The organism is Helicobacter saguini (assembly GCF_000762875.2).
In the GTDB taxonomy this organism is placed as follows: Bacteria; Campylobacterota; Campylobacteria; order Campylobacterales; family Helicobacteraceae; genus Helicobacter_A; species Helicobacter_A saguini.
The window spans coordinates 29,736-56,391 of sequence record NZ_JRMP02000004.1 but is presented as its reverse complement, the minus strand read 5'-3'; the positions used below and the strand labels follow the sequence as shown (position 1 = coordinate 56,391).

Below are 26,656 nucleotides of genomic sequence, written 5' to 3'. Positions count from 1 at the left end.
AAATATTATTAAATATAGAATCTAGTTCTATCATAACCAAATATTTCATATAAAAAGTAAAATTATTCCTACCAACGCCCTAAAAAATGATAAAATATAGAATCTAATTTTTATAAAAGGACAAAAAGGAAATTTATGGGCTTTGCAGATTTCTTAAAGAATTTTAAAAGAGAAGATAGCCGAGTAAGTAAAGATTCTAAAAAGGACAACACCGCCCAGCACTGGACTAAATGCCCTAGTTGTGGGGCTTTGATTTATAATAAAGAGATTTTGGAAAATAGCCATGTGTGTAGCAAGTGCGGGTATCACTTTAGAATTAGCGCAAACGAGCGACTGAATCTAATCTGTGATAAAGATACATTTCGCGAGTATGATACGAACTTAGAGCCAAATGACCCGCTTAACTTTGTGGATAAAAAAAGCTATGTGAAACGCATTGAAGAGGGCTTTGAAAAGACAGGGCGAAAGTCCGCCGTTATCGCAGGTGAAGCCTTAATCAATAGTAAAGAAGTCCAGCTTGTAATCTTTGACTTTGCTTTTATGGGCGGTAGCCTTGCAAGTGTTGAAGGTGAAAAAATTGTGCGAGCAATAAATCGCGCCATAGCAAAAAAGCAAGGCTTAATCATAATTTCCACAAGTGGCGGGGCTAGAATGCAAGAATCAACTTTTTCACTAATGCAAATGGCAAAAACATCTGCTGCTTTAAAAAAGCTAAGTGAAAACAATTTGCCATTTATTTCGGTGCTAACTGACCCTACTTTTGGCGGCGTTTCAGCGAGTTTCGCCTTTTTAGGAGATATTATAATTGCCGAGCCAGGCGCAATTATAGGCTTTGCAGGAGCGAGAGTTATAAAGCAAACCATCGGGGCTGATTTACCGCAAGGATTCCAAACAGCCGAGTTTTTGCTAGAGCATGGGCTAATTGATATGATTGTCGCTAGAAAAGATTTGAAACAAAGTTTGAGCGACTTAGTTGGGCTATTATTGCCGTATGAAAATACACATATTTACCATTAGTAAGGGTGCGGATTCTATGTTTTTAGAATCTAGCAAACATTATTTAGATTCTATAAAGGGATTTAATGTTAGCGTGGAAGTGCAAGATATTTGGACAAAAAATGTCGCCAAAGCACAAAAGGCAGATTCTAATGTTGCTAGAGTTAGCTACACACAGGCTTTTTCTAAGCACTTAGATTCTAAATCTATATTACTTGATGCAGGAGGTAAGAAATATGACTCAATAAATTTTGCTAAAAATCTTGAACATTGTTTGCAAAATGGAGGGGCAAAGTTCTTTATTGCTGGGGCTTTTGGGTTTGAGTCTAATCTTTTAAAGGCACATAATTGCGTATCTTTAAGCGATTTGACTCTTAGCCATTCCTTAGCAAAAATTGTTTTATTAGAGCAGATTTATCGTGCGATAAGCATTATAAATAAGCATCCATATCACAAATAAAAGGAAAGCAAAATGATAGAAGAGATAATGAGCGATGAGGATTTATTAGAGCTAAAAGTGCGGCTAGAGCGGCGTTTGGAGTATTTGCAAGAGGCTAGCTACAAGATTCAAAAAGGGATGAAAGAAATGGGGACGCTGAAACTGCAGGATAATGCGGACATCATCTCAACGCAAATGCAAATCCGCGTGCAAGATTCTATGGTATCACAGCATTTAAATGAGATGAAAGAGATAGAATCTTCTTTGCGAAAGTTTGAGAGTGGCGAGTATGGAATCTGTGAAATGTGCGAGGGCGATATAGGCATCGAGCGGCTAAATGCCAAGCCACACGCGAGATTTTGCATTAATTGCAGGGAGATTTACGAAAAGCGCGAAAACCACAAAAAATTCCGCGAACGCTCCTAAATCCTCGCGAAGTTATAGAATCTACCCACATCTTTACATATCTTATAAAAGATGGCATAACTTTTAGATTCTAATTCCATTAAAATATTTTCTCGCACCTTAAAATGACTTATCTTTAAATGGACAAAAAAATATTTTAGGATTATAGAATCTAGATTATAAAATACTAGCCTTTGTTAATGTTTTTGATTGTGTCTTGGATGGCGGAGCGGATGTCATCGATGTTGGCTTCGCTGCGTGATTCTTCTTGTAAAAAGTCATTAATTTGTTGAAACATTTCCTCTACTTTTTCTTTCTTTTTATCAAGGCGATTCATTCTATCATTTAAACTTGCCTCACGTTCTTTATCAAAATTTATTTTTTCAAACGCTTCGTCCTTAGAATCCCTAGAATCTAAACGACCCCTAGAATCCATAGAATCTAAACGCGACATAGAATCCAAACGAGAATCCCCCCGCGACATAGAATCCACCACCTTCAATCGCGGCTTTTCCACCCCATAATTTTCATCAAAAGATTCCATAGAATCTAGCCCACGTAAATTCTCCTTAAAATTATCCTCTTCGCTTAAATCTCTTAGCTCAATACTTAGCTTTTGATTAGCCAACTCTAGCTCACTAATTCTATCTTTGAGCTTATAAAGCCGCTTTGCCGCCATTTTATAGACCTCATACAAGGCTTCCTCATATATGATTTGCGCCGCTCTTGCCATCGCAGTAGCCCCATTTTTAATATGCACACTCACGCTAGATAAAGGCTGAAACTCCTGTAAAATCCCGCTAAAATCCAAAATATTAGACGAATCTGCTGAATCTTCAAATGACCCCGAAAGGAAGCTTTCTTTCATATCCTCATTTACCGCACTTTGCTGTGCTTGCATAATTTTTGTTTTGTAAAATTGCGCCTTTTGCTTCATAGAATCTAGCTCATTACGCATTTTTTCTAGCTCGTTATTTGCATCCTTTAGCAAGATATTTGCATCATTTATCTCATTAGTTATGGCTTTAAGTTCTTGCTCTTTATCACGGATAATCGCGTCATACTCGCCGATACTAGCCATAAACTCACGCTTTTTATCCTCGAAAATCTTAGCAATCTGCCAGGACTCCTTTATCGTCTCAGCCTTAGCGATAAATTCCATAAAAATCTCTTGCTCATCGATATTTTGCACAATATCAGCTAAGGTCTCGCGCTCATCCTCTCTCATTTTTTCTCCTTAATTTCTAGCTCTAAACTTTCTAATAAAATGTCGCGTCCTTGCGTTATTTGCGTGTTTTTCCCATTGCAAAAGGGGCAGGTTGGATTGCTTAGATTATGAAACTCGCCTCCGCAATCCTTGCAAGTTAGCATTAATTTTTTTGTAATTATATCAATTTTGGCATTGCTAATTTGCGGGAAGTCCGCTTTCAGCACATCAAAGGCAGATTCTAGCAAGGTTTTATCAATATTTGCCCTTTGCCCTATGCTTATTTTTATGCTGGTTACAGCGGTTGCATTATTAGATTCTAAGTATTCCATACAAGTCTCTAAAAGTGCGGCTACTACGGAGTATTCATGCATTTTTTTTCACCCTTGGCTTTAAAAGTGTGGTGTGAAATTTCTCACTAAAGCTAGGAATACCCTGAATAAAAAAGCAAAAACAGCATATAAGCGGGTCAAACATCGCATGATAAATATCAATATACCGCGCAAAAATCATCCAAAAAACAAAGCACACAAGCATAAAAAGCCCACAGATTCTATCCACGCAATACGCAATGGCAATAAAAATGCAAATAATTAGAATCTTATAACTAATAGAGCCAAAATACCAGTCAAAAAGCCCGACAGTATTGAGCGCAAATAACGCCCACGCCACGAACAAAAACACCATTCCTTTAATGCCAATAAACACTTCAAATTTATCACTAAAATTGCGAATAATCGCAATAATGCAAACAAGCGTTAGCATAAAGCTAGGCAAATCAAAAATGGTGTAAAGCAGGTTTGCTAAAGACTTGTGATTAAAAAAATGAATAAGGCTAAGGATGGCAATCGCGCTGCAAGTTATGCCTTTTATAGCGATACTTGCATTAAAAATATGCGTAGCCTTAAGGAAAGAAAACACGCTAAGTGTGATAGCCACGCAAAAAAGCATATATGAAATCGTGCAGTAAATGTCCATTTTTTTGCCTTTAGATTATTTTAGATTCTGTAATTTTTTTAGAAATTTTTAAACTACTCATAAACCTTTATTTTTTATGTCCTTTTTACTCGCATTATTACTTGATTTTACCGCGCTAGATTCTACCACACTAGCGCCATCACTTAGCCTATCTTGCCCGTTTTTCACCACATTATCATTCTCTAAAAATGCTCCTAAAACGACTGCCTCTTTATCTTGCAGGCTTAAAACATTCACATTTACCGCCACCGCCGTGCCAGCCCGCACGACAAAGACGACATTTTTCCCACGCACATTCACAATGCTATCACGCGGCACGATAAAGCCACTCGCCTTACCAGCCGTATTCAAATGCACATCCACCGCCATCCCATCGAAAAATCCCGCCTCATTCCCAACCTTAATATACACAGGAAAAGTCTTGCTACGCACCTCCGCTTTGGGTATCAGCGCGCTAATTTGCCCTGTGTAATTCTTGCCATTAATGGTGAGCGGCACACTCTGCCCGACCCGCAGAAACGCCGAAATGTTGCTAGGCACATACACAATAACCTCGATTTGCGCGGTATTGACGATGAGTGCGACACTATCGCCGACCTTTAGCCACTCGCCCACACTTATGGTTTTGTCGATGATTACGCCATTAAAGGGCGAGTAAATGCTCATTTTCTTAATCTCCTCGCGGCTTAAATCATAGTCGGCTTGAAGCGACAAGATGTTGCTCTCCTTTGCCTTCAAATCAAACTCAAGGTTTTCATACTGCTGGAGTGCGATAGATTGCGAGTCTAGCAGGTTTTTATACCGCGCTAACTCATTTTGAATCTTTTGCGCCTGATACTTTGCCTCCTGCAATTTGGCGAGTTTCACCTCCAAATCTTTAGTTAAAATGTCCGCATTCAAACTCACTAATTTCTGCCCTTTTTTGACCCTATCGCCTACGTTAAAATACACTTTTGAGACTAGCCCTGATTGCTGAGAAGCGATTTTAGCGGACTCTTTGTAGTTTAGTGTGCCTACAAATGTGCTTTGCTTTTCTAACTCGCCTCGTTTTATTTTTGTGGTTGTTACAACTTGGGGCTTTTGGATTTTAGATTCTATAGTTTTTTCTTTAGAATCTTGGTTTTTTTGTAATTGATTAGAATCTTTGGTTTTAGATTCTGTAATTTTTGTATCTTTTTTAGAATCTAGATTCTGTAAATTGTTAGAATCTTTGCTTTTTGCGGTGTTAGATTCTATATTTTGCGAATTTTCAGAATCTTTCTTAGAATCTTGCGTAGTTTTAGAATCTATTTTAGAATCTACTTTAGAATTTAAATTTTTCGCATTATTAGATTCTATAATTTTTTCTTTAAAATCTTTTATATTCTGTAACTCTTTAGAATCTTTAGTTTTAGATTCTATAATTTTTGAATTGTTAGAATCTTTCTTAGAATCTTGCATTTTAGATTCCATATTATTTTTAGAATCTTTTGAATTTTCTTGTAAATTAGATTCTATATTTTGCGAATTGCTTTTAGAATCTGTGCTTCCTTGTAAATTAGAATCTTTTTTAGAATCTAGATTCTGTAAATTTGCAGATTCCAAATTAGAATCTGCTTTAGAATCTTGCGTTTTTACATCATTATTTTTCCCCCCAAAAATAAAAAAAAGCCCACAAACAAGCCCAACAAAAACAACCAACACCAAAATAATCTTTTTCATATTTTCTCTTTTTTTCAACTAAAACCCTAATTTTAACGCAAATGTCTAAATTTTTAGAATCTACCTTGTTGCTTTATTTTCACGTTTCATTTATAAACCCGGAAGAATGTGGACGTGTCGCCGCTTAGGGCTAATAAACGTGCATAAGTTGTAATGACCTTATACACACTAGCCTTTTGCTCTAAAATGGCGTCCATTAAAGCATTTCTAGCATCGACTACCTGCGTATTTGTCGCCATTCCTTGCGCGTAAGCCTTCTCTTGCAGCTTCAAATTTTCCCTAGCCAACGCAATGCTAGAATCTAAACTCGCCACTTCGCTAACATAAAAATTTAGCTGTTTGTAAGTCTTTTTCACAAGCAATTCAATATCACGCACCGCCTGAGATTCTAACGCGCTTGCCTGTAAATGCAGGATTTTACTAGCCTGATACTTTGGGAAACGCGCCTGCGGGCTAACTAGATTCCACCTTGCAGTAACGCCCAGATACCAGTTTGGCATCATTTGCTCCATTTTTGACTGATTATCACTTACCATAAATGTCCCAAACGCCGCAATTTTAGGCATAAAACTACCAAAATCTAGCCGATGTTGAAACTTCGCACTATCCACCTTATTTTTAGCAATTTTTAGCGTGGGATACTGCGAGAGCGTGCTCTCCACATAGTAGGCTTCAGGCTTCAGTGCCATATCCTTGCTAATCTCAAGGTGTGAAATGGGCTGCGTGTGGGAATATTCACTACTTAAATGCAGCGCGGAGTTAAAGGCAAGTTGTGCGATTTCATACACATTTTGCGCGGCAAGGAGCTTATTTTCCGCCCTATCTAGTGCCATTTTTGAGTTTATCAGCTCAAGCTCTGCAATCTGCCCTAATTTGTGGAGTTTCTGGCTATTTTCATAATGCTTTTGCGCGCCATCGCGATTAGCCTTTAGCGTATCCACGCTCTCTTTGCTAAGCAGTAGCGAATAATACAAATCCACAATCTCTTCAAATGTCGCTAATTCCTTTAATTTCAAGGCTTCTTTAGAATCTTTCAAAGCGATTTGTGCGAGTTTATTACCATAATATCGCGTGCCGCCGGTGTAAAGCGGATAAAGGATGTTAAGCACGCCAACAACGGCGTTTCGCTCCATAAGCGTTATGGGGGTGTTTAGCGTGGTAAGAATGGCACACATTTGCTGTGATTGCTGCGTGTCGATACTGCAGGCTGTTCTTTGTGCGGAGTTTAGCTGTTGCTTTTCATCTGCGGTTAAATGCGAAGTCATATCAAGCTGAATTTTCTCGCCCAAATGCACATAAATCGCGTTAATATCAATCTGCGGGAGATAGCTAAGTTTCGCACCCAAATTTATCTTTGCCATCGCATCCACGCCTAATTTACTCGCCTTTAGCCCATCATTTTTTTCCATTGCATCATCATAAGCTTCTTTTATGGTGAGTTTGTAGGCATTAGATTCTGTATTTTGCGTAGTTTGCGTAGTTTGGTCGCTAGATTCTAAAGATTTTATAGAATCTAAATAATCCGCTTTTAAAGATTCTAGACAAAAAAAGATGAGTAAAAAAAATAAATAAGGCATTTAGTTCCTTGAGATATTATTAGATAAATTTTCAACTAAATTTACATTCAATATTCTGTAATTTTATCTTTAAAAAATTAAGAAAATAGTAAAAAGATTCTATTAAAATATAAAATCTAATCTTTAATAGCGAAAGTAAAATATATTCTTTGTGTGTAGAATCTACACAGTTTCCATTGAAAGATATACTAAGGAAAATAAAATTTTTCGCCTTAATAATTCATCCTTAAAATCTTGTAAATACGCACTATCTTTCCCATAGATTCCATAAATCATTTTGCGTGTTTTGCCACTTTTTGACGTTTGCGAATTGACAAAGTCTATATTGCCATATTTTTCACTAGAAAAGATTTTATCCGCCACTTACCGCACCCACTTTTACAAAAAAACAAAAACTAAATTTTGTTTTATATTTATTTTTAGTGAATAAAATCTGTTTATTTTAAAGGCACAACTATCATCTAATTTTTGCTTAAAATTATCCTTTTGAAATCGCCATAAGGTTGCTACGAAAATCAAAAATACTGCAATCTTTAGAATCTAAATTACTCATTTAACTCCATTTATAGAATCTAGATTCTACTCATCCTCATAATCCGCATCAGGGCTTTCATAATCATCATCATCATATTGATTTAAGTAGCGAAAGTCGCTGTCCTCATCATAACTATCATCATCGCCAAACTCATCATCATCGTATCCATCGCTATCTAGCTCGTCATTTATATCATCATAATCGCCCATTTTTCGCTCCTTTTTGCATAAAAATTTGTGTTAAAACTATTGTAAAAATTCGCAACATTATAGCTTTTTTACATTATAAAATTGCTAATTTTTGTCAAATTGATGGAATTTTTGAACTCAAAGATTCTATAGAATCTAAACGCAAACTTAAAGATTCTAATATAAATTATAAAATCCTATCGCCCACCGACCACCCTAATATTTTTCACGTAAAACCGCCCATTTTGGAATCTTATTTGCTTACCCAAAAGCAATATTATTTCAAAGGACGGAACATGATAAATACGAACAATAACGGCTTGGCAAACTTAGGCTTAAACAATCAAAACACGCACTACATCAAGCGTGAAGTAAGCCTGCAAAATATGGTAGCGGCGCAGTCGCCACGCGTTGAGCGGGTGGAAAATCCGCAGGAATTGCTTGATTTTGATAAATTTGAGCAGAAGCGACAGACTTATGGTTTGGCGATTTTGGAGCTAATGAGCGACCAAGAGTATCAGGCGTGGCTTCGCGCAACCGCTGGGATGACTGAGACTGAGAAAATGCTGGCGGTGCAAAAACTTTATCCGCTAGCTGACATTGATAGGATTAAGAGTGCGAAGGCTGAGGCGATGGAAAAAATCTCGCGTTCTGCTAATCTTTCAAGCCCTGAATCAAGTGAGAGCGGCTACATCATTAACGCGAATAAACTAAATGGTATGCGTGTGTTTAGCGCTGATTCTAACTTTATCCAACGCTACAAAAACGCGTATGATTCAATCGAACAGGCAATGCAATTGCAAGGGTAAGATTGCAAAAGTTTTTGTACAAATACTAAAGTTTAAGATGTAAATATTGTAAATATTGTAATGAATTTTAGATTCTGTAGTTCTATTTTATTGACTTTTGCTTTGGTATTCGATAAAATTACGGCTTTTTATATTGCTTTTGTGTCAGGGTAGCTCAGCTGGTTTAGAGCGCTGGTCTCATAAGCCGGAGGTCGGGGGTTCAAGTCCCCCCCTTGACACCAAAATCCATTGTAATTATTCATTAAGATAAAAAACTTATTTTATTTATAATCTTTTGTGGTGTTAGTTTGTGTGTAAATGCTTTTAGTAAAGATGTTAAAAATAAATAGCCTTATAACAAAGGCTCAAGACGAGCTAGATAATGCCAAAATATGGTGCTTGATGTCCCGCAAACGTGCTGATTGCTAGTTTTAAAATAAGTTTTTTTTTAGAGTTTTTAACTCGCTGCAAAATCCGCAAAATTACACGATTAAAATTTATGGAAATTTATACGATAAATACGATGTATTTTTTATGGGTAAAATATATTAAAGGGAATTTATGACAACTAGCAATATAGTATTTTTGGATATTGAAATTACCAAAGAAAGCAGGGAGTTTTTTTCTTTTGGGATTTTTGTGCCTGAAAAAAATGTGTTTGATGAATTTGAAACAGATTCTAAAGCAGATTCTAAGGTAGATTCCAAAATAGATTCTAAAGCAGATTCTAAAATAGATTTTAAAAAAGATTCTAAAGCAGATTCTAAAAAAGATTTTATGAATGGGATAAAAATTTATGCTTCAAGAAAGTTTGAAACAAAAGAAGATTCTATGGAATCTAGCGATGTGGATGTTTCGCATTTAAACATAATAAAACATTCAAACATAATAAAACATTCAAACACAATAAAAGAAGATTCTATAGAATCTAATCTTACAGATATTACGCATACTCCTAGTATGGCAAGTGAAGATTCTAATATTACAAATAAAGATTCTATAGAATCTAGCAATGTAGATATTTCTCAAACGCTTGATATGACAAAAGATATAGATTTTTCGCATTCGCCTGATATGACAAGCAAAAAGACAAGTAAAATAGAATCTAAAAAGGAAAAATATCAATTAATAAATTTCAATGATTTTAGCCTTGATAAAGTGCAAGAAAATATTGAAATGCGAGTAAAATGCAGTAATGAATATGAAGTTATAGAGATTTTTAAAGAATGTTTGAAATTATTAAAAAGTTATAATATTAAGTATATTTGTGGGCATAATATTATAAATTTTGATATGTATTATATCGCTAAAAAGCTTTCAAGCAATACGAATATAGAATCTAGATTGAGTATTTTTGATTATGAAAATACTAAAATTCACTTTATAGATTCTATGTATTTATCAATGCTAATGCACGCAAATAAAGATAAGCATAAACTTGAAAAGCCTTATTTAAATAAAATTTATGATATAGAATATAAGCAAGAGGTTTCTAAATATTCGCGAAAAGATGCACGCAATAATCCGCTAAAAGATAGTATGCAAACCTGCATTTTATTTAGAACGCTAAATAGAGAATTTAGCAATTTAGATTCTAAATTAAAAGAAATTTTTATATATTTAACGCAAGAGAGCGTGTATTTTAAAGGCTATTTTAACTACAATAAAATAGAATCTAAAGAATATTTTGATAACGCAAAAAGCCTAAAAGAGCGGGTAAAAAGCTATGACACATTAAATAGAATCGAATGTGATGAGAAATATTTTGAGACATTAATAAAGGATAAAAGAATAGAATTAGCCTTTGTTTTATCGCTTTTGCTTGACTTAGATTCTATCATTTCTAAAAAAGATTCAAAAGAATTTAAGCCAAAAACAATTTCGCACGTAATTATAAAAAAATATCCATATATAAAAATGATTACAAAAAATCTAACTTTTAAAGAAATAAGTAAGGAAAATTTGATAAATTTTATAGAAAGTGAAAATTTTTTCAAAAAAGGTTCTTTTAAAGGATTTAGAGATTTTGAGTGTAAAAGTAATAGCATTATTGATTATAAAAAATCGCTTAAAAAGAAAAAAGATTCTAATATTTCAACTAAAAAATTTTCGCAACTTGAAATTATAGAATCTGTTTTGCAAAATTATGGGCAAGATTCAATACTTGCAATTCTTCCTACAGGCGGCGGTAAAACATTCACTTTTATGCTACCAGCCTTGCTTCGCGCACAGCAATATAATGGTTTAAGTGTTGTTATTTCGCCACTTTTAGCATTAATGAAAAATCATATTGACATTTTTAGCAAGATTAATAGTTTTAAGATTTCCTGTTATAATAGCGACCTTAGTGCTATTGAGCGAGAAATCGTGCTAAATGAAATATATAGCGGCGATATAAATGTGCTTTATCTAGCTCCTGAATCTCTTCGCTCAAATACGATTTTTAAGGCGTTAAGTGCTAGGATTATAGATAGATTTATAATCGATGAAGCGCATTGCCTTAGCGTGTGGGGGCATGATTTCCGCCATGATTATTTTTTTATACCAAAGTTTATTAAAAAATTGCAAGATTTTGGGTTTGAAGATTCTAAAACTTTTGAAGATTCTAAAGGCAAAAGCGATTATAAAATCCCTGTTTCACTTTTTAGTGCGACTGCAAAATTAGAAGCACGAAATGAGATAAAAGAAGTATTTGAAAAAACGCTAAATTTAACCTTTAAAGATTTTGTATCAACGCAAGGTCGTAAAAACTTGCATTATAAAATAATAGATGTAAGCGTAAAGACAGAATCTAAAAACATTAAACTTATAGAATCTAGTTTGCAAGATTCTAAAAAATATAAGAAATTATTAAAAGAGTTAGAAAAAATATATATAGAAATTTGTGAAAATAGAAAAAATTGCATTGAATGTAATGATAATACAAAAATTTGCAAAGATAATACGCATAAAAGTCCAACTATTATTTATAGTCCGCAAAATGCCGCATTATGCACAGAGTTGCAAGAAGCCTTAATGGAAGATTTAGGTGAAATGTTGCATAATATGCCAAAAGAAAAAATAGATGAAAATCTCCCAAAACCAAAAATAGAGCCATTTTACGCTGATAGAGATAAAGCTATAGAATCTAATCAACGCAAAAAAGATGATATTTTGCAAGATTTTATTGATGATAAAATAGATATTGTGATTGCCACGACTGCCTTTGGTATGGGCATTGATAAAGATAATATAAAAAATGTGATACATTTTGGCTTAAGCGATAGTTTAGAATCTTATTTGCAAGAGAGCGGACGTGGTGCTAGGAGAGAAGATATACAGGCAAACTGCATTGTGTTGTATGATAAAACTGAAATACAAAATGCCTTAAGCAAGCTAAAGATTCTAAGTAATAACGATGTAAAAAATGTAGAAAAATATATAAAAAGTGAGTATAAAAGGCAAGGCAGTTTTGATAATTTTTTTATAACGCCATATACAATAATGCAATGTTTCAACAATGATGAAAAAAAGGACTATGAAACAAGAAAGCTAAATATGAAAACAAGCCTACTAGAGCTAGAAAAAGCAAATATTTTAGAGCGCGATATAAATAAAACATATCTAAAAGGCACATCACTAAGATATGAAGTAAAAATAAATGATTCTAACAAGACTGAATCTTATATACAAAATAAACTAAATGAATATGAGAAAAATAAAAAGAAAGATTTATCTAACTTTACTTTAAAATATAAAGATGAAATAAAAATAGTAAATATGAGAGAAGATATTACACGTATTATGAATAATATTTGCCAAAAAAGTAAAGTTGAGCCTATTGAAATCTATGAAGTATTTGAGAGGCTAGATATACCAAATATACCAGATAATAGAGTGCATGAAACAATGAATATTATAAAAGAGCTGGGCTTTGTAGATGATGATAAAGATATGGAAATTTATACACTTGATATTAGACAATCTTTAGAAAAATATTTTTTACAAGAGCGTAAGATTTTAGCAATATTTGATAGCCTTATAAAATCTACACACTTAGATATTTCAAATATTAAAATAACACTTAAAGACAAAACTAAATATATTAAAATGATTCTAAGAAATATTTATTCATTTATAAATTCTCAAGAAAAAAATGTGGTAGATATAAAATTAAAAGAATCTAGCAAATTTAATTACACAATGTATGATACAGATAAGTTTAATGCACTAATAAAATTAAGGCGAAACATACTTAAAGAAATTATTAATTTTGTATTTACACTAGATTTTAAAGATAATAATATCGTGGAATTTGCTAAGGCTGAACTTTTAGCACATATTAAAAAAACTATCACCTGGGATACAAAGAATGAAAGTGATAAAGAAAAGGCTTTAGATTATTGCTTACAATTCTTGCATAATTGCTTTAGTGAATCTTTTAGAATCAAAAAGGGCAGAGTTTTATATTGTCAAAATTATTCATTTAATATGCTAGATTCTAACAAAAGCTATTCAAAAAAAGACTATGACAAAAGTATAGGCAAATATTTTGAAAACAAGAGTGCATCACTAAAAATCCTTGAAGTATATTTGGATAAATTAGCAAAAGATTCTAAAAACGCACAAGATTTTGTAAAAGATTATTTTGATAAACCTTTAAAAACTTTTGCTAAAGAATATAATCTTAAAGATATACATAGCTCCTTTAGCCAGCTAGCAATAGATACGATAAATAAAGAGCTAGATTTTGACCAAAAAAAAATTATAAAATCTAACGAAAATAAAATAATGATACTAGCAGGACCAGGCAGTGGGAAAACGCGTGTGCTAGTGCATAAAATCACCGCGATGCTTTCAAGTGGAAAGTATAAAACACAAAACTTTTTAATGTTAGCTCACAGCAAAGTGGCGGTAAAAGAGTTTAAGGATAGAATCCACGCTTTAATGAAAGAAGTGGGTATTAAAGATTATTTTAAGCTAAATATTTTTACATTTCATTCTTACGCAAAGCAAATCACAGAAGAGAGCGTTGAAGATATAAATAAAGTGATAGAAAATGCCACAGATTTACTAAATAATAATGAAAAAAACCTGCCAAATGAAATAGAAGTGCTAGTGCTAGATGAATGCCAAGATATAGATTCTAATATCTTTAATTTTATAGAATCTATCATAAATAAAATGCCAGAAAATAAAAAGATTCTATGCGTGGGCGATGATGACCAGCTAATAAATAATTTTGATAAGGATTGCAAAGATGATATTTTACATTATATAAAAAAGCTAAAAAATGAAATTATAGAATCTAATTTAGATTCTAAAGATTCTTATAAAATTTGTCACTTGGTTACAAACTATCGTAGTTGTAAAAACATTGTAGATTTAGCTAATGCTTTTAGGGCGAGATTCTTACAAGGTGGGCTAAAAGATTCCAAACCATTAGAATCTAACATTAAAGAAAATGGCGAAATCAAAGCCTATTTTTACAAAAGCGGCAGTTTTATGACAAATATTTTAAAACAAATACAAGATATAGAATCTAACTCCACTAATTCCCCCTCCCTTGCGGAGGGGGTTAGGGGGTGGGTCAAAGATTCAAAAGATTCTACAGATTCCAAAGAAACAAAAGATTCCAAAATTTCCCAAGATTCTATAGAATCTAAGTGTGCCACAATAGCCGTCCTTTTTTATACAAACGAAGAAGTGGCAACATTTTACAACCTGCTTTTAGAAAATAATATCAAGGCACGCTACATTCTTGATGATGAAAAATTCCAACTAAAAGATTTGATTGAAATATATGATTTTAAAGAATATTTTTTTGAGCATAAAGACTATAAAAAAGCCAAAGATGAGATTACAAAAAAGTATAAAGATTCTATAAATTATGATTTATTGCTAGAAATTTTAAGTGATTTTGAAGCTCGTATAAATGCAGATTCTATGAATTTTGAAAATATACAAGAAATCTTAGAATCTTATCTGCAAGATATTAGCATAGATAATTTTTATAAAAATCAAGTCGTGGTAACAACGTTGCATAAGGCAAAGGGCAAAGAATTTGACAATGTTTTTATCGGTATAGAATCTAATTTTTTTGAGCGTCAAAATATCATAGATTATCAATACCGATTAATCTATGTCGGCATCACACGGGCGAAAACAAATCTATATTTGCACTTGCAAGATTCTATAGAATCTAACATATCTAGTGATGTTAAGCATAGCAAAATTCCTAACATAGAATCTAAAATGCAAACATTTATCAAAGATTTTAAAACCCTGCTAGATTCTAATAATATCAAATACGAGACAAAAGTTGGCGACCCAAACCCAAACAAAATCGCCTTTATTATGGGACTTGGCGATATTTGGAGTGGGTTTAAAATCACAGATTCTAATATAGATTCTATAAAAAACTTAGTAGCAGGAGACAAAGTAGATATAAGACAAGAGCATTACAAAACACATCGCATTTTTCTAAAAGATACTAATGAAAAAATAGGTGCATTAGCTTACGATATAGATTCACAAACTAAAAAAATAAAAGATAATTTATTCCATAACATTAAAGATAATAGAGAAAAATATAAAGACTACACACTAGATTCCACCGCACAAATAATGTATATAGTCCATTACAAAGACCGCCACCAAGTCCTTTGCAAACTTACGATGAGTAAAGATTCTAAAACCTAAAAACTTTTATGTTACACTTTTGTGAAAACTTCACAAGGAAAACCATGCTAACAATCGCACTGCCAAAAGGACGAATCGCGCAAGATAGCCTTGTGCTTTTCTCAAAGATTTTCAATCAAAGCATAAATTTTGATGATAGACGCCTGATTTTACGCTTAGAAAATATCACATTTTTAAATGTGCGAAACCAAGATGTGCCGACTTATGTGCATTATGGCGCGGCGGATTTGGGCATTGTGGGGCTTGATGTGCTTGAAGAGCGTAGCGATATAGATGTCGTGCGGCTGCTTAATCTAAATATCGGCAAGTGCAAGGTTGTCGTTGGTAGCGAGTGCGGCAAACCCATAAATTACCTAAAACCGCGTATCAAAATCGCTACGAAAATGACAAATATAACGCAGAATTTTTTCTCAGCGCGCGCTATCGCGGTCGATGTGATTAAGCTTTATGGGAGCATTGAGCTTGCCCCTTTGGTAAATCTAGCCGATGGAATTGTGGATATTGTGGAGACAGGTAGCACAATGAAGCAAAATAATTTGCAAATTGATGAGGTGATAATGCACTCATCTGCGTTTCTCATAGCAAATCAAAATAGCTTTTATGTCAAAAAAGATTCTATACTTAGCCTGCAAGAGGAGCTAAAAAAACTGATTTAAGAATTTAAGATAATGTGCTAAAATTTATAAAATAACAATAGATTTAAATATCAAAGGAATAAAAATGGCAAAGAAAACACTTACATACAAACTAAAAAGAGAAAGTCTTAGAATCTTAAATCAAATTAATAGATTTTTAAAATATCATTTTGTTTGTGGCTCTCTAAATGTAATGGGGGGGGGGGGTAAAGCATAGACTAATAGCCCTTGAAAAATTGCTAGAGACAAAGGGCATTATCACAAATGAGAATAAACACGCCTTAACTAATGAAAAAACTACCTACTTTAACCACGAAAATATCCGCAAAGATTTATCCAAAATGAGCCTAGATTCTATAAAATATGTGTATAAAATGCTTGATTTAAAACATATAGAATCTTATTTAGATTCTAAAGATTTTAAAGAAAAATACGCTAAAAATCCTTATCCACCGCTTGTCAATCTTGATTTAATTATAGAATCTAATAATAATTTAAAGCCTAGTAAAATAAATTCTAAACAAGATTCTAAACAAAAGCAATATAGCAAGTTTATCCCATATCATAAGATTCCAAAAGATTTAACCTTTGCTTTGAATCTTCCCTTTCCACCAACATATAATTTTATTTGGTTGCAAAAGGATAGCTCCGCATCTGCGGCATTTACGCTATTTTTAAGCCTTTGTGAAGTTAATTTTATAATTTGCTATAGCGATTATGAAGTGCAAAATTACGATATTTTACAAAACACAAATACTTATAACATCCTAAATATCCATCAACACAAACCAAAAATACACTATCTAGTCGATAAAAAATCCCCTATAATTTTTATTGTCCGCGACCCTATTTCTATATTAAAAACTGCGTTAAATCACTTTAAGGATTTTGAAAATTTTACTCCACTTATGCGAAAATTTAACCTTACTTGCGATTATACAAAGCTTATTCCAAAAACGATTTTTGTATATTCAAAAGAAAGTAAGCCCACACTAGATTCTATAAAAAATGTAAGTTTTAGTGTATATTTCAACACCCACAAACGCCTTAAGATTCTAAAAGATTTTACAAGTGAAATTATCTGCCTTGATTTTAGTGATTTTAGTTCAACTAACGCCTTTAATACAATGGAAAATCTCTCAATTCATCTTGGCTTTAAAAAGCCTATACAAAAGGAAAGCTTTGAAGGACTAGCCATTGATAATTTAGAAGTCTTACCAGCGAAATTAATGGTAAATGAAAGCGATATAAACAATGTTTTTAATCCACAAAATAGCCAAAATACACAGAATCTAGATTCACTAAATAGCTTAGATTCTATAGAAATACTAATCACAACACATCAAAAAACGCCAAATTTTAACGATTATGATAATATTACGCAAGATATTTTTGGGGAGCGTGAGCTAATGTTTAAAAATATGATTTTTCTAACTAAAGATTCTAAAAAACTACAAAAAAACGAACTTTTATACAAAAAAGTTAAAGAATATCTAAACGGATATTTAGACACATTAGAAAAAAGTGAAAAAGAAAAAAGAGCAAGTTTTATTACAGAATCTCAAATTATAAATTATCTAAAAGATAATAAAGACTTACGCGAAAAGCTAAAAGCCCATTTAAAAGATGACCTACAATATGTGCTAGAAAATCATCCAGATTATGTAAAAAAATGGAAATATTATAATGAATTAATGAATGCAAAATAATAATATGACAATAATAAATCTTGTATTATTAATGTTACTTTCCTTAAAATCATTCTTATTATTTTATTTCGTGTTTTTTGCTATAATTGCACATAAATTTTGCTTTTTAAAGTTATAGATTCTATAATTTTTATGAGATAGTTATCTTCCTACTTTTGCGTAAAAATGAGAAATATAGCGTTTTATTTGTCTGGCACATTTATAAAAAAATGGTGTGAAATCGTAGTTAAGATTCTATAAAACGAAAAATCGCAAAGTTTGGGTAGAATCTTTTTCAAAAGCGATTTGGAGAAAATATGATTTTAGAAGTGATAAGGTATCCGCACAAGGTTTTGCGGACGATTTCGCAGGATGTGGGCGATTTTGATTCTCATTTACACGAGCTACTTGATAATATGTATGAGACGATGATGCACAAAAATGGCGTGGGGCTGGCTGCCATACAGGTCGCAAAGCCGCTGCGTGCGCTTCTTATCAACATTCCGCGCGAAGATGGCGAGCAGCATAAAGAGGACTTGCTAGAGATTATAAATCCTGTGATTTTGGAAAGCAGTGGGCAGATTACATGGAGTGAGGGCTGCTTGTCTGTGCCTGGATTCTACGAGGATATTGAGCGGTTTAATAATGTGAAAATTTCGTATTTTGATAGGCTTGGAAATGCGTGTGAAAGGGAGTTTGAGGGCTTTGAGGCAGTGGCATTGCAGCATGAGATGGACCACTTAAATGGCGTGTTATTTATCGATAAATTACCGCTTTTAAAACGCAAAAAATTTGAGAAAGAATTGAAAAAAAATGGGTATAAAGTCGTTTAGATTCTATATTTTTAAGTAGATTCTAAGGAAAATTTAGATAGAATCAGCGTTTTTACTAAATCTTGTATTTATAAGGAGAAATCATGGCAAGACGATGCGACATCACGCTAAAAGGCGTAATGGTAGGAAACAATGTAAGCCACGCAAATAACAAACGCAAAAAGCGAAGCGAGCCAAACCTGCGAAATATGCGAGTGAAATTAGAAGATGGCACTAGATTAAAGCTGAAAGTCGCGGTATCTACTTTGCGAACGCTAAAAAAACCAAAGGTAAAGAAAAAAGCCCAAGAAAAGCAAGAGGCTTAGAATCTAGATTCTATAAATTTTAGAATTTTAGCTCGTATTTTCTTAGTAATTTTAGAATTTATAGGATAAAAAATGATAAAAGTAAAAAACCTAAATTTTTCGTATAATTCAAGGCATATTTTAAAAAATCTGAGTCCAAAGGATTGTCGTGCCAAAGGCGGTGTAGATTAGAATCTAGATTCTAAAAGGAACTAAATGAAACTAATATCTTGGAATGTAAATGGCTTGCGAGCGTGTATGAATAAGGGTTTTATGGACTTTTTTAGAGACGTAAATGCTGATATTTTTTGCATTCAAGAGAGCAAAATGCAAAAAGAACAGGCTAACTTCACTTTTGAGGGATATTATGATTTTTGGAACTCTGCGGAAAAAAAGGGCTATTCAGGCACGCTAATCTTAAGCCGCGAAAAGCCCGTGAACGTGGGCTATGATATGGGTATCGCGCATCATGATAAAGAGGGGCGCATTATAACTGCGGAATTTCAAAAGTTCTATTTAGTGAATGTTTATACGCCAAACTCAAAAAGTGAGCTAGAGCGGCTTCCTTACAGGCAGGAGTGGGAGGATGATTTTCGCGCATTTTTGCTAAATCTTGCTAAAAAAAAGGGCGTGATAATCTGTGGTGATTTGAATGTCGCACATAATGAAATCGATTTGAAAAATCCAAAGACAAACCGCCGAAACGCTGGATTTACCGATGAGGAACGCGCTAAAATGACTGAACTTTTAGAATCTGGCTTCATTGATAGCTACCGATATTTTTACCCTGATAAAAAGGACGCATACACGTGGTGGAGCTACTTTGGCAAGGCGCGCGAGAAAAATGTCGGCTGGAGAATTGATTATTTTTTGCTTAGTAAAAACTTAGAATCTAATTTGAAAAGCGCAAGTATTTATCCGCAGATTCTAGGGAGCGACCACTGCCCTGTTGGGATTGAAATTAGCGGACTAGATTAAGTAATCATTAAATAAACTTCACACTTTTATTGTAGAATCTAGCCCTAAATTGACGATATAAAAAGACATAAAAATCAATCAAGGAAAACCAAAATGAAAAATGTTATATTGTTTTGTGGGATTTTGTGTAGCATTTTTAGTGTGATTTATGCGGCAGATTCTAACGCGCAGCCGACAAAAAGTGTCGTGGGTCGCGCCGCATTTGACCCTGAGGCAGCCCAGCAGCTTGCAAAGCAGTGTGACGCCATTTTTGAGGCGCGAAAGCAAGAGATTGCTACAGGGCTTTTGCAATTACAGCAGCAGCAAAGCACTTTGCAGATTTTGAGTGCGGAAAATACAAAGCTACTAAAGGAAAAAGAGGAGCAAATCAAACTAAAAGAGCAAGCCCTAAAGCAAATGTATAGCGATATGCGTGGCGAGCAAGCCCAAAAGCAAAGCGAGAGTGACGCAAAGTTAGCCCAAGCTAAGAAAATTTTGGCGCAAAACGAGGAGATTTTAAAGGAAATCACAAATGCCAAAGATAGCAAGCTAGCCGAGGGTTACGCAAAGATGAAAGATAGCAAGGCAGCGCCCATTTTGGCGGCTATGCCTGAAGATGACGCGGTAATGATTTTGCTTAGCCTAAAGCCAAATCAAATGGCTAGCATCCTAGCCCAAATGCAGCCTGACAAAGCCGCCGAGCTAACAAAGCTAATAAAATACTTCCCAGCTAAAGCCCCAGTGCCGCCCGGGACGCCACCACCAGCCTTAAATGAGGGGATAAATGTGGAGAATAATCTGCCGCAAAATGCGAATGAAACGGGCTTTGACACACCTACAAATCCGCAAAATGCAAATCCTAGCAACTATGGCAATCCAAATGGCGTTAGAATCTATTAAAAAACAAGTGAAATCATTTATCTTTTAAACATAGCTTGTAAAAATCTACCTATCAATCTCGCCCAAAATGATGTTACTATTCCCTATCATCGTGATAGCATCGGCTAAGTAGTGACCGGGCATTACCGCACACATCCCTTGCAAGTGATAAAAGCTTGGCGCTTTTGCCTTTACACGATGTGGGTAAGGATTGCCTAAAGAGCTTATAAAAAAGCCTAGCTCACCTTTTGGCGATTCAGTTGGGGCATACACCTCGCCCTTTGGTGGTCGCATACCTTGCGTTACTAGCACGAAATGCTGCATTAGCGAGTAGTTTTGCGTCATAATATCCTCTTTTGGCGCGGAAATATAACGCGGCGCATGTGCCATCAATGCACTGTCAGTGCCTTTATACAACGCCATTGCCTGACGAATAATACTACAAGATTCAAACACCTCCTGCGTATAAAGCATATACCGCCCATAGCAATCCCCGCTATCAGTGTAGGGCACGCTAAAGTCAAGCTCATCATAAATCTCATAAGGCTCTTCCTTGCGAATGTCGTAGCACACGCCGCTCCCACGCAGCATAATGCCGCTTAAGCCATACTCTTTTGCCAGCTCTTTACTAATTTTGCCAACGCCCTCTAGCCGCAGTCGCCAGATTCTATTTTTATCTAGCAGCCCTTTGATTAGATTTGTCGTTTCGATGACTTCTTTTAGGCAAGATTCTATATTTTCAAACCAGCCCTGCGGAATGTCAAGCGGCACACCGCCGATACGAATAGAATTGTGCGTAAGCCTCGCCCCGCAGTAATCCTCAATCATATCAAGGATATACTCACGCCCCTTAAACGCATACAAAAACACGCTCATAGCCCCCACATCAAGCGCGTGAGTCGCCATAAATAGCAGGTGAGACGCAAGGCGATTTAGCTCCAAAATAATGGTGCGAATGACTTTCGCACGGCGCGGCACATCAATGCCAAGAAGCGTCTCCACACCATAGGCAAAGGCGTGATTGTTAGAGCTAGCCGCCGTGTAGTCCATCCTATCAGTCGTTGGCATAAACTCGTTATACATCATATTTTCAGCCAACTTCTCCACGCCACGATGTAGGTAGCCGATGTCAGCAATTGCCCGCGTTATAACCTCGCCATCTAGCTCTAAAATAAGGCGAAGTTGCCCGTGTGCGGATGGATGTTGCGGACCTAGATTTAGCACCATTTTATTCTCATCTTGCTCGAAAATCACATTTTCAAACTGCGTTTGAAGCTTGTTAAAATACTGCGGCATTTTTGCTCCTTTTATTATAGATTCTATAATTTAAGTTAGAATCTTGTTATAGATTCTGTAACTTTTAGAATCTTTAGAATCTAGATTCTATGGTTTATCTTAGAATCTTTTTCTTAGATTCTATAGTTTAGAATCTTTAGAATCTTATTTTAAATTTTATAATTTTTTAGAATCTTTTTAGCTAGATTCTATAATTTTTGTTATATTGAGCGAAAGCAAAATCCTACTTTCTTATTTTTAAGATAGATGTTTCGTCTCAAGGCTCAACATGACGACTTTATAGAATCTAGATTCTATTGTTTAGAATCTAACTTAGATTCTATAAAAATTTTATAAAATAAGAATATTAGATTCTATGTTTTTTTTCATAAAAAACACTTTAAACTTTCGCATTATTATTATTTTATTAAGAAAATGTTACGTATTGTTACGGAAAACTTAGAATTTAATTATCAAAAATAACTAAAAATTTGATAGAATGAAAAAACGTTAAATTATTTAGTTGTAGGAAAATATGATAAATAAAGTTATTAAAGATAAAAAAAATCCTAAGATAGAATCTAAAGATTCTAAGAAAATTGATTATAAAAGTGGACGTGTGATTATTTTTAGTGGCGCTGGGATTAGTGCGGAGAGCGGACTTAGCACTTTTAGGGATAGTGGTGGCTTGTGGGAAAATTATGACCCGATGGTTGTGTGTAATTATGAAAATTGGAATGCCAACTACGAGCTAGTGCATAAATTTTATAACTTACGGCGAAAAGAGTTAGCAAATGTGAAACCTAATATTGCGCATGAGTTCGTGGCGAAAATGTGCGATGAATTTGACGCGATAAATATCACGCAAAATGTCGATGATTTGTTTGAGCGCGCTGGGTGTGAGAATGCGTTGCATTTGCATGGATTTTTGCCGCAGCTACGGTGTGAGGCGTGCGGCGAGATTGAGAGTATCGGCTATAAAGCGTATGATTTTCACGCGTGTAAAAGTTGTGGAAATGCGCGTTTGAAGCCAAATATTGTCTTTTTTTTCGAGCCTGCGCCACTTTATACGCTCCTTTATGGAATCTTTTCTAGCATAGCGGATAATGATATAATTATCGTAATCGGCACAAGTGGTAACGTTATAAATATCAATAGTTTATTAGGAAAAGGTTATAAAATTTTGAATAACTTAGATTCTGAAATTACAATTAATGAATGCCTTTTTGATAGCTTATATTTAGAATCTAGCACAAAAGCCTTGCCAAAAATCTACGAAGAAGTTAAAAAACTTAGAGAAATACGATAAATTATACAATCTACAAAAATCTAGATTCTATTCAATCTTGTCCTTAATTACTTCTAGATTAAGTTGTTTTGGGATTTATATCCATAAAATCGGTATACACGCTAAAATGCTCGATATCACGCACATTTATATACACAATCACAGGGGCTTTCAGCTTTTTCAAAGTGTCTAAATCAAGCCCTAGTCCTATCGCCTTAAAGCCCTTACTCTCCGCAAAATGCGACAAATCAAGGAATGATAAATCTAGCGTCTTTCTAAGATTCTCATCCTTTGCAAGTTATTCTTGCTTTTGCGTATCGATGCCCTTACTTTGCAGCACAGATTCTAAAATCTCTTTCTCACTTATCTCCACATTATAATAATAAGTCAAAATAGTCGATAAAGACGCACTCCCGCAGCTATAATCAAACTGCTGACGCGTCAGGTTATCATTGCGAATTTCACTCCATGATTTCACATTTTTATCAATGTTTATAGAATCATTATTGATATGTACTTGTGCGTGTGCTAGTGAAAGAAATTAAGATAAAGATGTATTTTTTCATAAAATGCCTTTTAAAGATTTAATTTTATCATTAGATATTTTAAAATATAATGCAACTATAAAAAGAAATAAAATATTATTTTGATATAATTCCCTAAAATTTAATAAAATTTAACCTTAAAAAACAATGCAAAAAATTATTTATGAATTTAAATACACGCAACAAAAGGGCTTTTTGGCTAAGATTCTAAATATTTTTCAAATATGCTTTCAAGCGATTTTATTATTTTTACTAATTTATGTTTATATTATGAAAATTATAAGTATAGATTCTATAAATATTCTAATAAATGAAATTTATACTATGAAATTATTAGATATTTTGTATTATGTGATTGTGTATATATTTGGGATTCTTATTATTTTATTTTTGTTTAATGGCGTGTTTTTACGGCGAAAAAATGCGATATATTTGTATGAAAATGGGATGAAAATTAAGTCGGCAAATTGCTTTTTGCCCTTTTTTATCACTAGATTCTATCCTTATGGTAGTTTTTCTTTTGTGATGGAAAGACTTAGTTTATCGCAAGGGTTGTTTTTTATTTCGCTAGTTCGTGTGCGTGTGTGCGATGATATAAATAGCGAGTATAAACTGCTTGATTTTACGCATAGCAGGGCATATTTTTTTATTTTTAATGATATAGAGCAATGTGAAAAGCTAATAAAGATTCTAAGAGAAAAGAGCATAAAAGCTTTGGAAAATAATAAACTTGTACAACACATTGATGAGAAAATTAGATACAAAAATAATTGATGTAACAGAGCAAATCTTAATCTAGATTGTAAATTATATGTTAGAATCTGTTTTTAAATCTTAAGAAATTTTAAATTTAAAAGTTACAAAATTTATAATAAAAGCAACCAAAATGTTCAAAAAGATTCTACCATTTTTACTAATTTTGCTCTTTAGATTCACAGGGCTATTTATCGTGTTGCCCGTGATTTCACTGCTAATTTCGACAATGGAAAATGCAGATTCTATAAAAGTTGGCTTAGCCATTGGCGCGCCCTATCTTATGCAGATGATTTTTCAGCCAATTTTTGGTCGGCTTAGCGATAGATTTGGGCGTAAGATTGTCCTTATTATCGGGCTTTTTATTTTTTTATTAGGCTCGATAATTTGCATGTTAGAATCTAATATCTACTATCTCATAATCGGGCGATGCGTGCAGGGAGTGGGCGCTGTGGGCGCGATTCTTACCGCCCTTGTCGCAGATTCCACAAAAGAGTCTGAGCGCACAAAAGCAATGGCTTTAATGGGCGTGGCAATCTTTGCAAGTTTCATTTTGGCAATGATTTTAGGCTCACTTTTGGGCGCGCATTTTGGGCTAAACTCGCTATTTGCATTAACTTGCGTTATGGCGGTAATCTCGCTTTTAATCGCACTTTTTGGCATAAAAAAAGCCGCAAAAATCACATTTGTCTATCCGCAAAATTCACTCAACGAAAGTGTGGAGAAGTCCACTAAAATGGGCATTATCACACTATCTTTAGGCTCATTTGTGGAAAAATTTTTAATGCTTTTAACCTTCGCCCTTGCCCCAATAATCTTGGGCGCGAACTTGGAAAAAACGCAGTTTTACTACATTTATTTACCAGCCGTAATTTGCGCGATTTTCGCCCTTGCTCCTGCGTCAATCTTTGGTGAGAAAAAAAACATGGCAAAGCAGGTGCTACTTTCTAGCATTTTTATGTTTTTTGTTAGCTACATTTTGATGGCGATTTTTGTGGATAATATCGTTGTTTTTGGCGTGGCTTTTGGGCTTTTCTTTAGCGCGTTTGCCATTCAAGAAGCGATTTTGCAAAGCCTAATTAGCAAGCTTGCAAAGGCGAAATTTCGCGGCGCGGTAATCGGCGATTTTAACGCGGCTGGGTTTGCTGGGAGCTTTGTGGGTGCGCTTGTGGGCGGCTTTTTTCACACTTATGACGCTATCGTGGTGCATCACTGGCTGCTTTTTTCACCGCTAATTTTGGCGATGATTGTGTGGTTTTTCATCACTTTGTATATGTTGAAAAATCCTGATTTAACTCGCACGCTTTACCTGCCGACAGGCACTTTTGATATTGCGAAATTAGATTCTATAAAAGGCATAGTCGAATACTACGAAAACACGCAAGAAAAGCTAGTCGCCATAAAATATAACACGCAGATTTTAGATTCTAAAAGCTTAGAATCCATTCTAAATATTAAAGGAAAATAATGAAAATAGTTAGGATATTTCTAATTTTTATAAGTTTTATGTGTTTGGCGTGGGCAGCTAAAGATTCTAAAAATACGGAATCTTGGCGAAATATTAAGAGTTTAAGTGCGGATTTTAAGCAAGAAATTAAGGGCGAACGCGGTGCTGTAAGTGCCATTTATAGCGGAAAAGTCTATGCTGCGGACAATAAGGTGAAATGGGAATACACTAAGCCGCTGCCAAAGGAAGTGTATCTGCAAAAGGATGTCGCCTATGTGTATGAGCCAAATATTAAGCAGGTTACTATCGGGACATTGAGCGAAAATGTCGATTTTATAAGCATTTTGCGGCAGGTGACAAAAATCGCTGAAAATAGCTATAAAACACAAATTGGCGAGATAACTTACTATCTTGCTATCAAGGATTCTAAGCCTTATGCACTAAAGTATAAGGATAATTTGGAGAATGATATTTCAATTATTTTTAGCAATGTCGTTTTAAATGCTAAGATTGAGCCTGAAGTTTTTATTTTTAACCCACCAGATGATGTGGAATATATCGATGCAAATTAGATTCT

At 34.2% G+C, this 26,656-nt stretch carries 24 protein-coding genes, 1 tRNA gene and 1 pseudogene; 17 read left to right on the top strand and 9 right to left on the bottom strand.

Going from position 1 to position 26,656, the window contains the following annotated elements; all coding sequences use genetic code 11:
- Nucleotides 1–135: 135 nt before the first annotated feature.
- The 3 genes from accD to LS64_RS03360 are packed head-to-tail and all read left to right on the top strand — an operon-like array spanning nt 136 to nt 1,861.
- Nucleotides 136–1,017 (top strand): acetyl-CoA carboxylase, carboxyltransferase subunit beta, encoded by an 882-nt coding sequence (gene accD, locus LS64_RS03370; RefSeq protein ID WP_034572149.1) that lies wholly within the window; start codon nt 136–138, stop codon nt 1,015–1,017.
- Entirely contained in the window at nt 992–1,456 is a 465-nt protein-coding gene (locus LS64_RS03365) for a 23S rRNA (pseudouridine(1915)-N(3))-methyltransferase RlmH (protein WP_034572151.1), read from the top strand. The genes accD and LS64_RS03365 overlap by 26 nt, the downstream gene beginning before the upstream one ends.
- Nucleotides 1,457–1,468: 12 nt before the next feature.
- The gene (locus tag LS64_RS03360; protein WP_237416234.1) at nt 1,469–1,861 is read left to right on the top strand and encodes a TraR/DksA C4-type zinc finger protein; all 393 of its coding nucleotides are present in this window, start codon (nt 1,469–1,471) and stop codon (nt 1,859–1,861) included.
- A 166-nt stretch (nt 1,862–2,027) separates the two neighbouring features.
- On the opposite strand, the gene mua is transcribed toward LS64_RS03360, so the two are convergent.
- From mua to LS64_RS12735, 7 genes are all read right to left on the bottom strand, one after another.
- On the bottom strand, nt 2,028–3,068 hold the full coding sequence (mua, locus tag LS64_RS03355) for a nickel-binding protein Mua (RefSeq protein ID WP_052062509.1): 1,041 nt from the start codon (nt 3,066–3,068) through the stop codon (nt 2,028–2,030).
- The gene (locus tag LS64_RS03350) at nt 3,065–3,421 is read right to left on the bottom strand and encodes a hydrogenase/urease maturation nickel metallochaperone HypA (RefSeq protein ID WP_034572152.1); all 357 of its coding nucleotides are present in this window, start codon (nt 3,419–3,421) and stop codon (nt 3,065–3,067) included. The genes mua and LS64_RS03350 overlap by 4 nt, the downstream gene beginning before the upstream one ends.
- Nucleotides 3,414–4,025 carry a hypothetical protein gene (locus LS64_RS03345; RefSeq protein WP_034572154.1) on the bottom strand — a complete coding sequence of 204 codons (612 nt, stop codon included), beginning with the start codon at nt 4,023–4,025 and terminating at the stop codon, nt 3,414–3,416. The genes LS64_RS03350 and LS64_RS03345 overlap by 8 nt, the downstream gene beginning before the upstream one ends.
- 57 nt (nt 4,026–4,082) lie before the next feature.
- Complete coding sequence (locus LS64_RS03340) at nt 4,083–5,726, bottom strand: efflux RND transporter periplasmic adaptor subunit (protein WP_118949166.1); 1,644 nt, start codon at nt 5,724–5,726, stop codon at nt 4,083–4,085.
- An 86-nt stretch (nt 5,727–5,812) separates the two neighbouring features.
- Nucleotides 5,813–7,303: a TolC family protein gene (locus tag LS64_RS03335; protein ID WP_034573749.1), complete on the bottom strand. Its 1,491-nt coding sequence runs from the start codon at nt 7,301–7,303 to the stop codon at nt 5,813–5,815.
- Between the two features lie 162 nt (nt 7,304–7,465).
- A complete protein-coding gene (locus tag LS64_RS03330) occupies nt 7,466–7,666 on the bottom strand; it encodes a hypothetical protein (RefSeq protein WP_034573752.1) in 201 nt (66 codons plus the stop codon).
- Nucleotides 7,667–7,882: 216 nt separating this feature from the next.
- Entirely contained in the window at nt 7,883–8,047 is a 165-nt protein-coding gene (locus LS64_RS12735) for a hypothetical protein (RefSeq protein WP_193554418.1), read from the bottom strand.
- A 275-nt stretch (nt 8,048–8,322) separates the two neighbouring features.
- On the opposite strand from LS64_RS12735, the gene LS64_RS03325 reads away from it, so the two are divergent.
- From LS64_RS03325 to LS64_RS03285, 10 genes are all read left to right on the top strand, one after another.
- A complete protein-coding gene (locus tag LS64_RS03325) occupies nt 8,323–8,835 on the top strand; it encodes an HP1233 family protein (RefSeq protein ID WP_034573755.1) in 513 nt (170 codons plus the stop codon).
- 143 nt (nt 8,836–8,978) lie between these two features.
- Nucleotides 8,979–9,056, top strand: a tRNA-Met gene (locus tag LS64_RS03320).
- A 319-nt stretch (nt 9,057–9,375) separates the two neighbouring features.
- The gene (locus LS64_RS03315) at nt 9,376–15,495 is read left to right on the top strand and encodes a DEAD/DEAH box helicase (protein ID WP_034573757.1); all 6,120 of its coding nucleotides are present in this window, start codon (nt 9,376–9,378) and stop codon (nt 15,493–15,495) included.
- A gap of 44 nt (nt 15,496–15,539) precedes the next feature.
- Nucleotides 15,540–16,151, top strand: a complete 612-nt coding sequence (gene hisG / locus LS64_RS03310; protein ID WP_034573759.1) for an ATP phosphoribosyltransferase — start codon at nt 15,540–15,542, stop codon at nt 16,149–16,151.
- A gap of 64 nt (nt 16,152–16,215) precedes the next feature.
- Entirely contained in the window at nt 16,216–16,347 is a 132-nt protein-coding gene (locus LS64_RS13550) for a hypothetical protein (protein WP_272916620.1), read from the top strand.
- 19 nt (nt 16,348–16,366) lie between these two features.
- Entirely contained in the window at nt 16,367–17,839 is a 1,473-nt protein-coding gene (locus LS64_RS03305) for a DUF2972 domain-containing protein (RefSeq protein WP_034573920.1), read from the top strand.
- A gap of 296 nt (nt 17,840–18,135) precedes the next feature.
- A complete protein-coding gene (def, locus tag LS64_RS03300) occupies nt 18,136–18,651 on the top strand; it encodes a peptide deformylase (protein WP_034573918.1) in 516 nt (171 codons plus the stop codon).
- Between the two features lie 83 nt (nt 18,652–18,734).
- The gene (gene rpmB, locus LS64_RS03295) at nt 18,735–18,956 is read left to right on the top strand and encodes a 50S ribosomal protein L28 (RefSeq protein WP_034573915.1); all 222 of its coding nucleotides are present in this window, start codon (nt 18,735–18,737) and stop codon (nt 18,954–18,956) included.
- Between the two features lie 195 nt (nt 18,957–19,151).
- On the top strand, nt 19,152–19,913 hold the full coding sequence (locus tag LS64_RS03290) for an exodeoxyribonuclease III (RefSeq protein WP_034573976.1): 762 nt from the start codon (nt 19,152–19,154) through the stop codon (nt 19,911–19,913).
- A 93-nt stretch (nt 19,914–20,006) separates the two neighbouring features.
- Nucleotides 20,007–20,792 (top strand): MotE family protein, encoded by a 786-nt coding sequence (locus tag LS64_RS03285; RefSeq protein WP_081948407.1) that lies wholly within the window; start codon nt 20,007–20,009, stop codon nt 20,790–20,792.
- Between the two features lie 45 nt (nt 20,793–20,837).
- Here LS64_RS03285 and nuoD read toward each other — a convergent pair whose 3' ends face one another.
- On the bottom strand, nt 20,838–22,067 hold the full coding sequence (gene nuoD, locus LS64_RS03280) for an NADH dehydrogenase (quinone) subunit D (RefSeq protein WP_034573974.1): 1,230 nt from the start codon (nt 22,065–22,067) through the stop codon (nt 20,838–20,840).
- Between the two features lie 514 nt (nt 22,068–22,581).
- Here nuoD and LS64_RS03275 point away from each other — a divergent pair.
- Nucleotides 22,582–23,355 (top strand): SIR2 family NAD-dependent protein deacylase, encoded by a 774-nt coding sequence (locus tag LS64_RS03275; RefSeq protein WP_052062742.1) that lies wholly within the window; start codon nt 22,582–22,584, stop codon nt 23,353–23,355.
- Between the two features lie 58 nt (nt 23,356–23,413).
- Here the strand turns inward: LS64_RS03275 and LS64_RS13075 are convergent.
- Nucleotides 23,414–23,812 (bottom strand): annotated as a pseudogene (locus tag LS64_RS13075) (C39 family peptidase).
- Nucleotides 23,813–24,026: 214 nt separating this feature from the next.
- Between LS64_RS13075 and LS64_RS03260 the strand changes: the two are divergent.
- The 3 genes from LS64_RS03260 (at nt 24,027) to lolA (ending at nt 26,651) form a co-directional block, all read left to right on the top strand.
- Complete coding sequence (locus tag LS64_RS03260; protein WP_034573972.1) at nt 24,027–24,653, top strand: hypothetical protein; 627 nt, start codon at nt 24,027–24,029, stop codon at nt 24,651–24,653.
- A gap of 112 nt (nt 24,654–24,765) precedes the next feature.
- On the top strand, nt 24,766–26,100 hold the full coding sequence (locus LS64_RS03255; RefSeq protein ID WP_034573970.1) for an MFS transporter: 1,335 nt from the start codon (nt 24,766–24,768) through the stop codon (nt 26,098–26,100).
- A complete protein-coding gene (gene lolA / locus LS64_RS03250; RefSeq protein WP_052062740.1) occupies nt 26,100–26,651 on the top strand; it encodes a LolA-like outer membrane lipoprotein chaperone in 552 nt (183 codons plus the stop codon). Before LS64_RS03255 ends, lolA begins: the two co-directional genes overlap by 1 nt.
- Nucleotides 26,652–26,656: the final 5 nt, after the last annotated feature.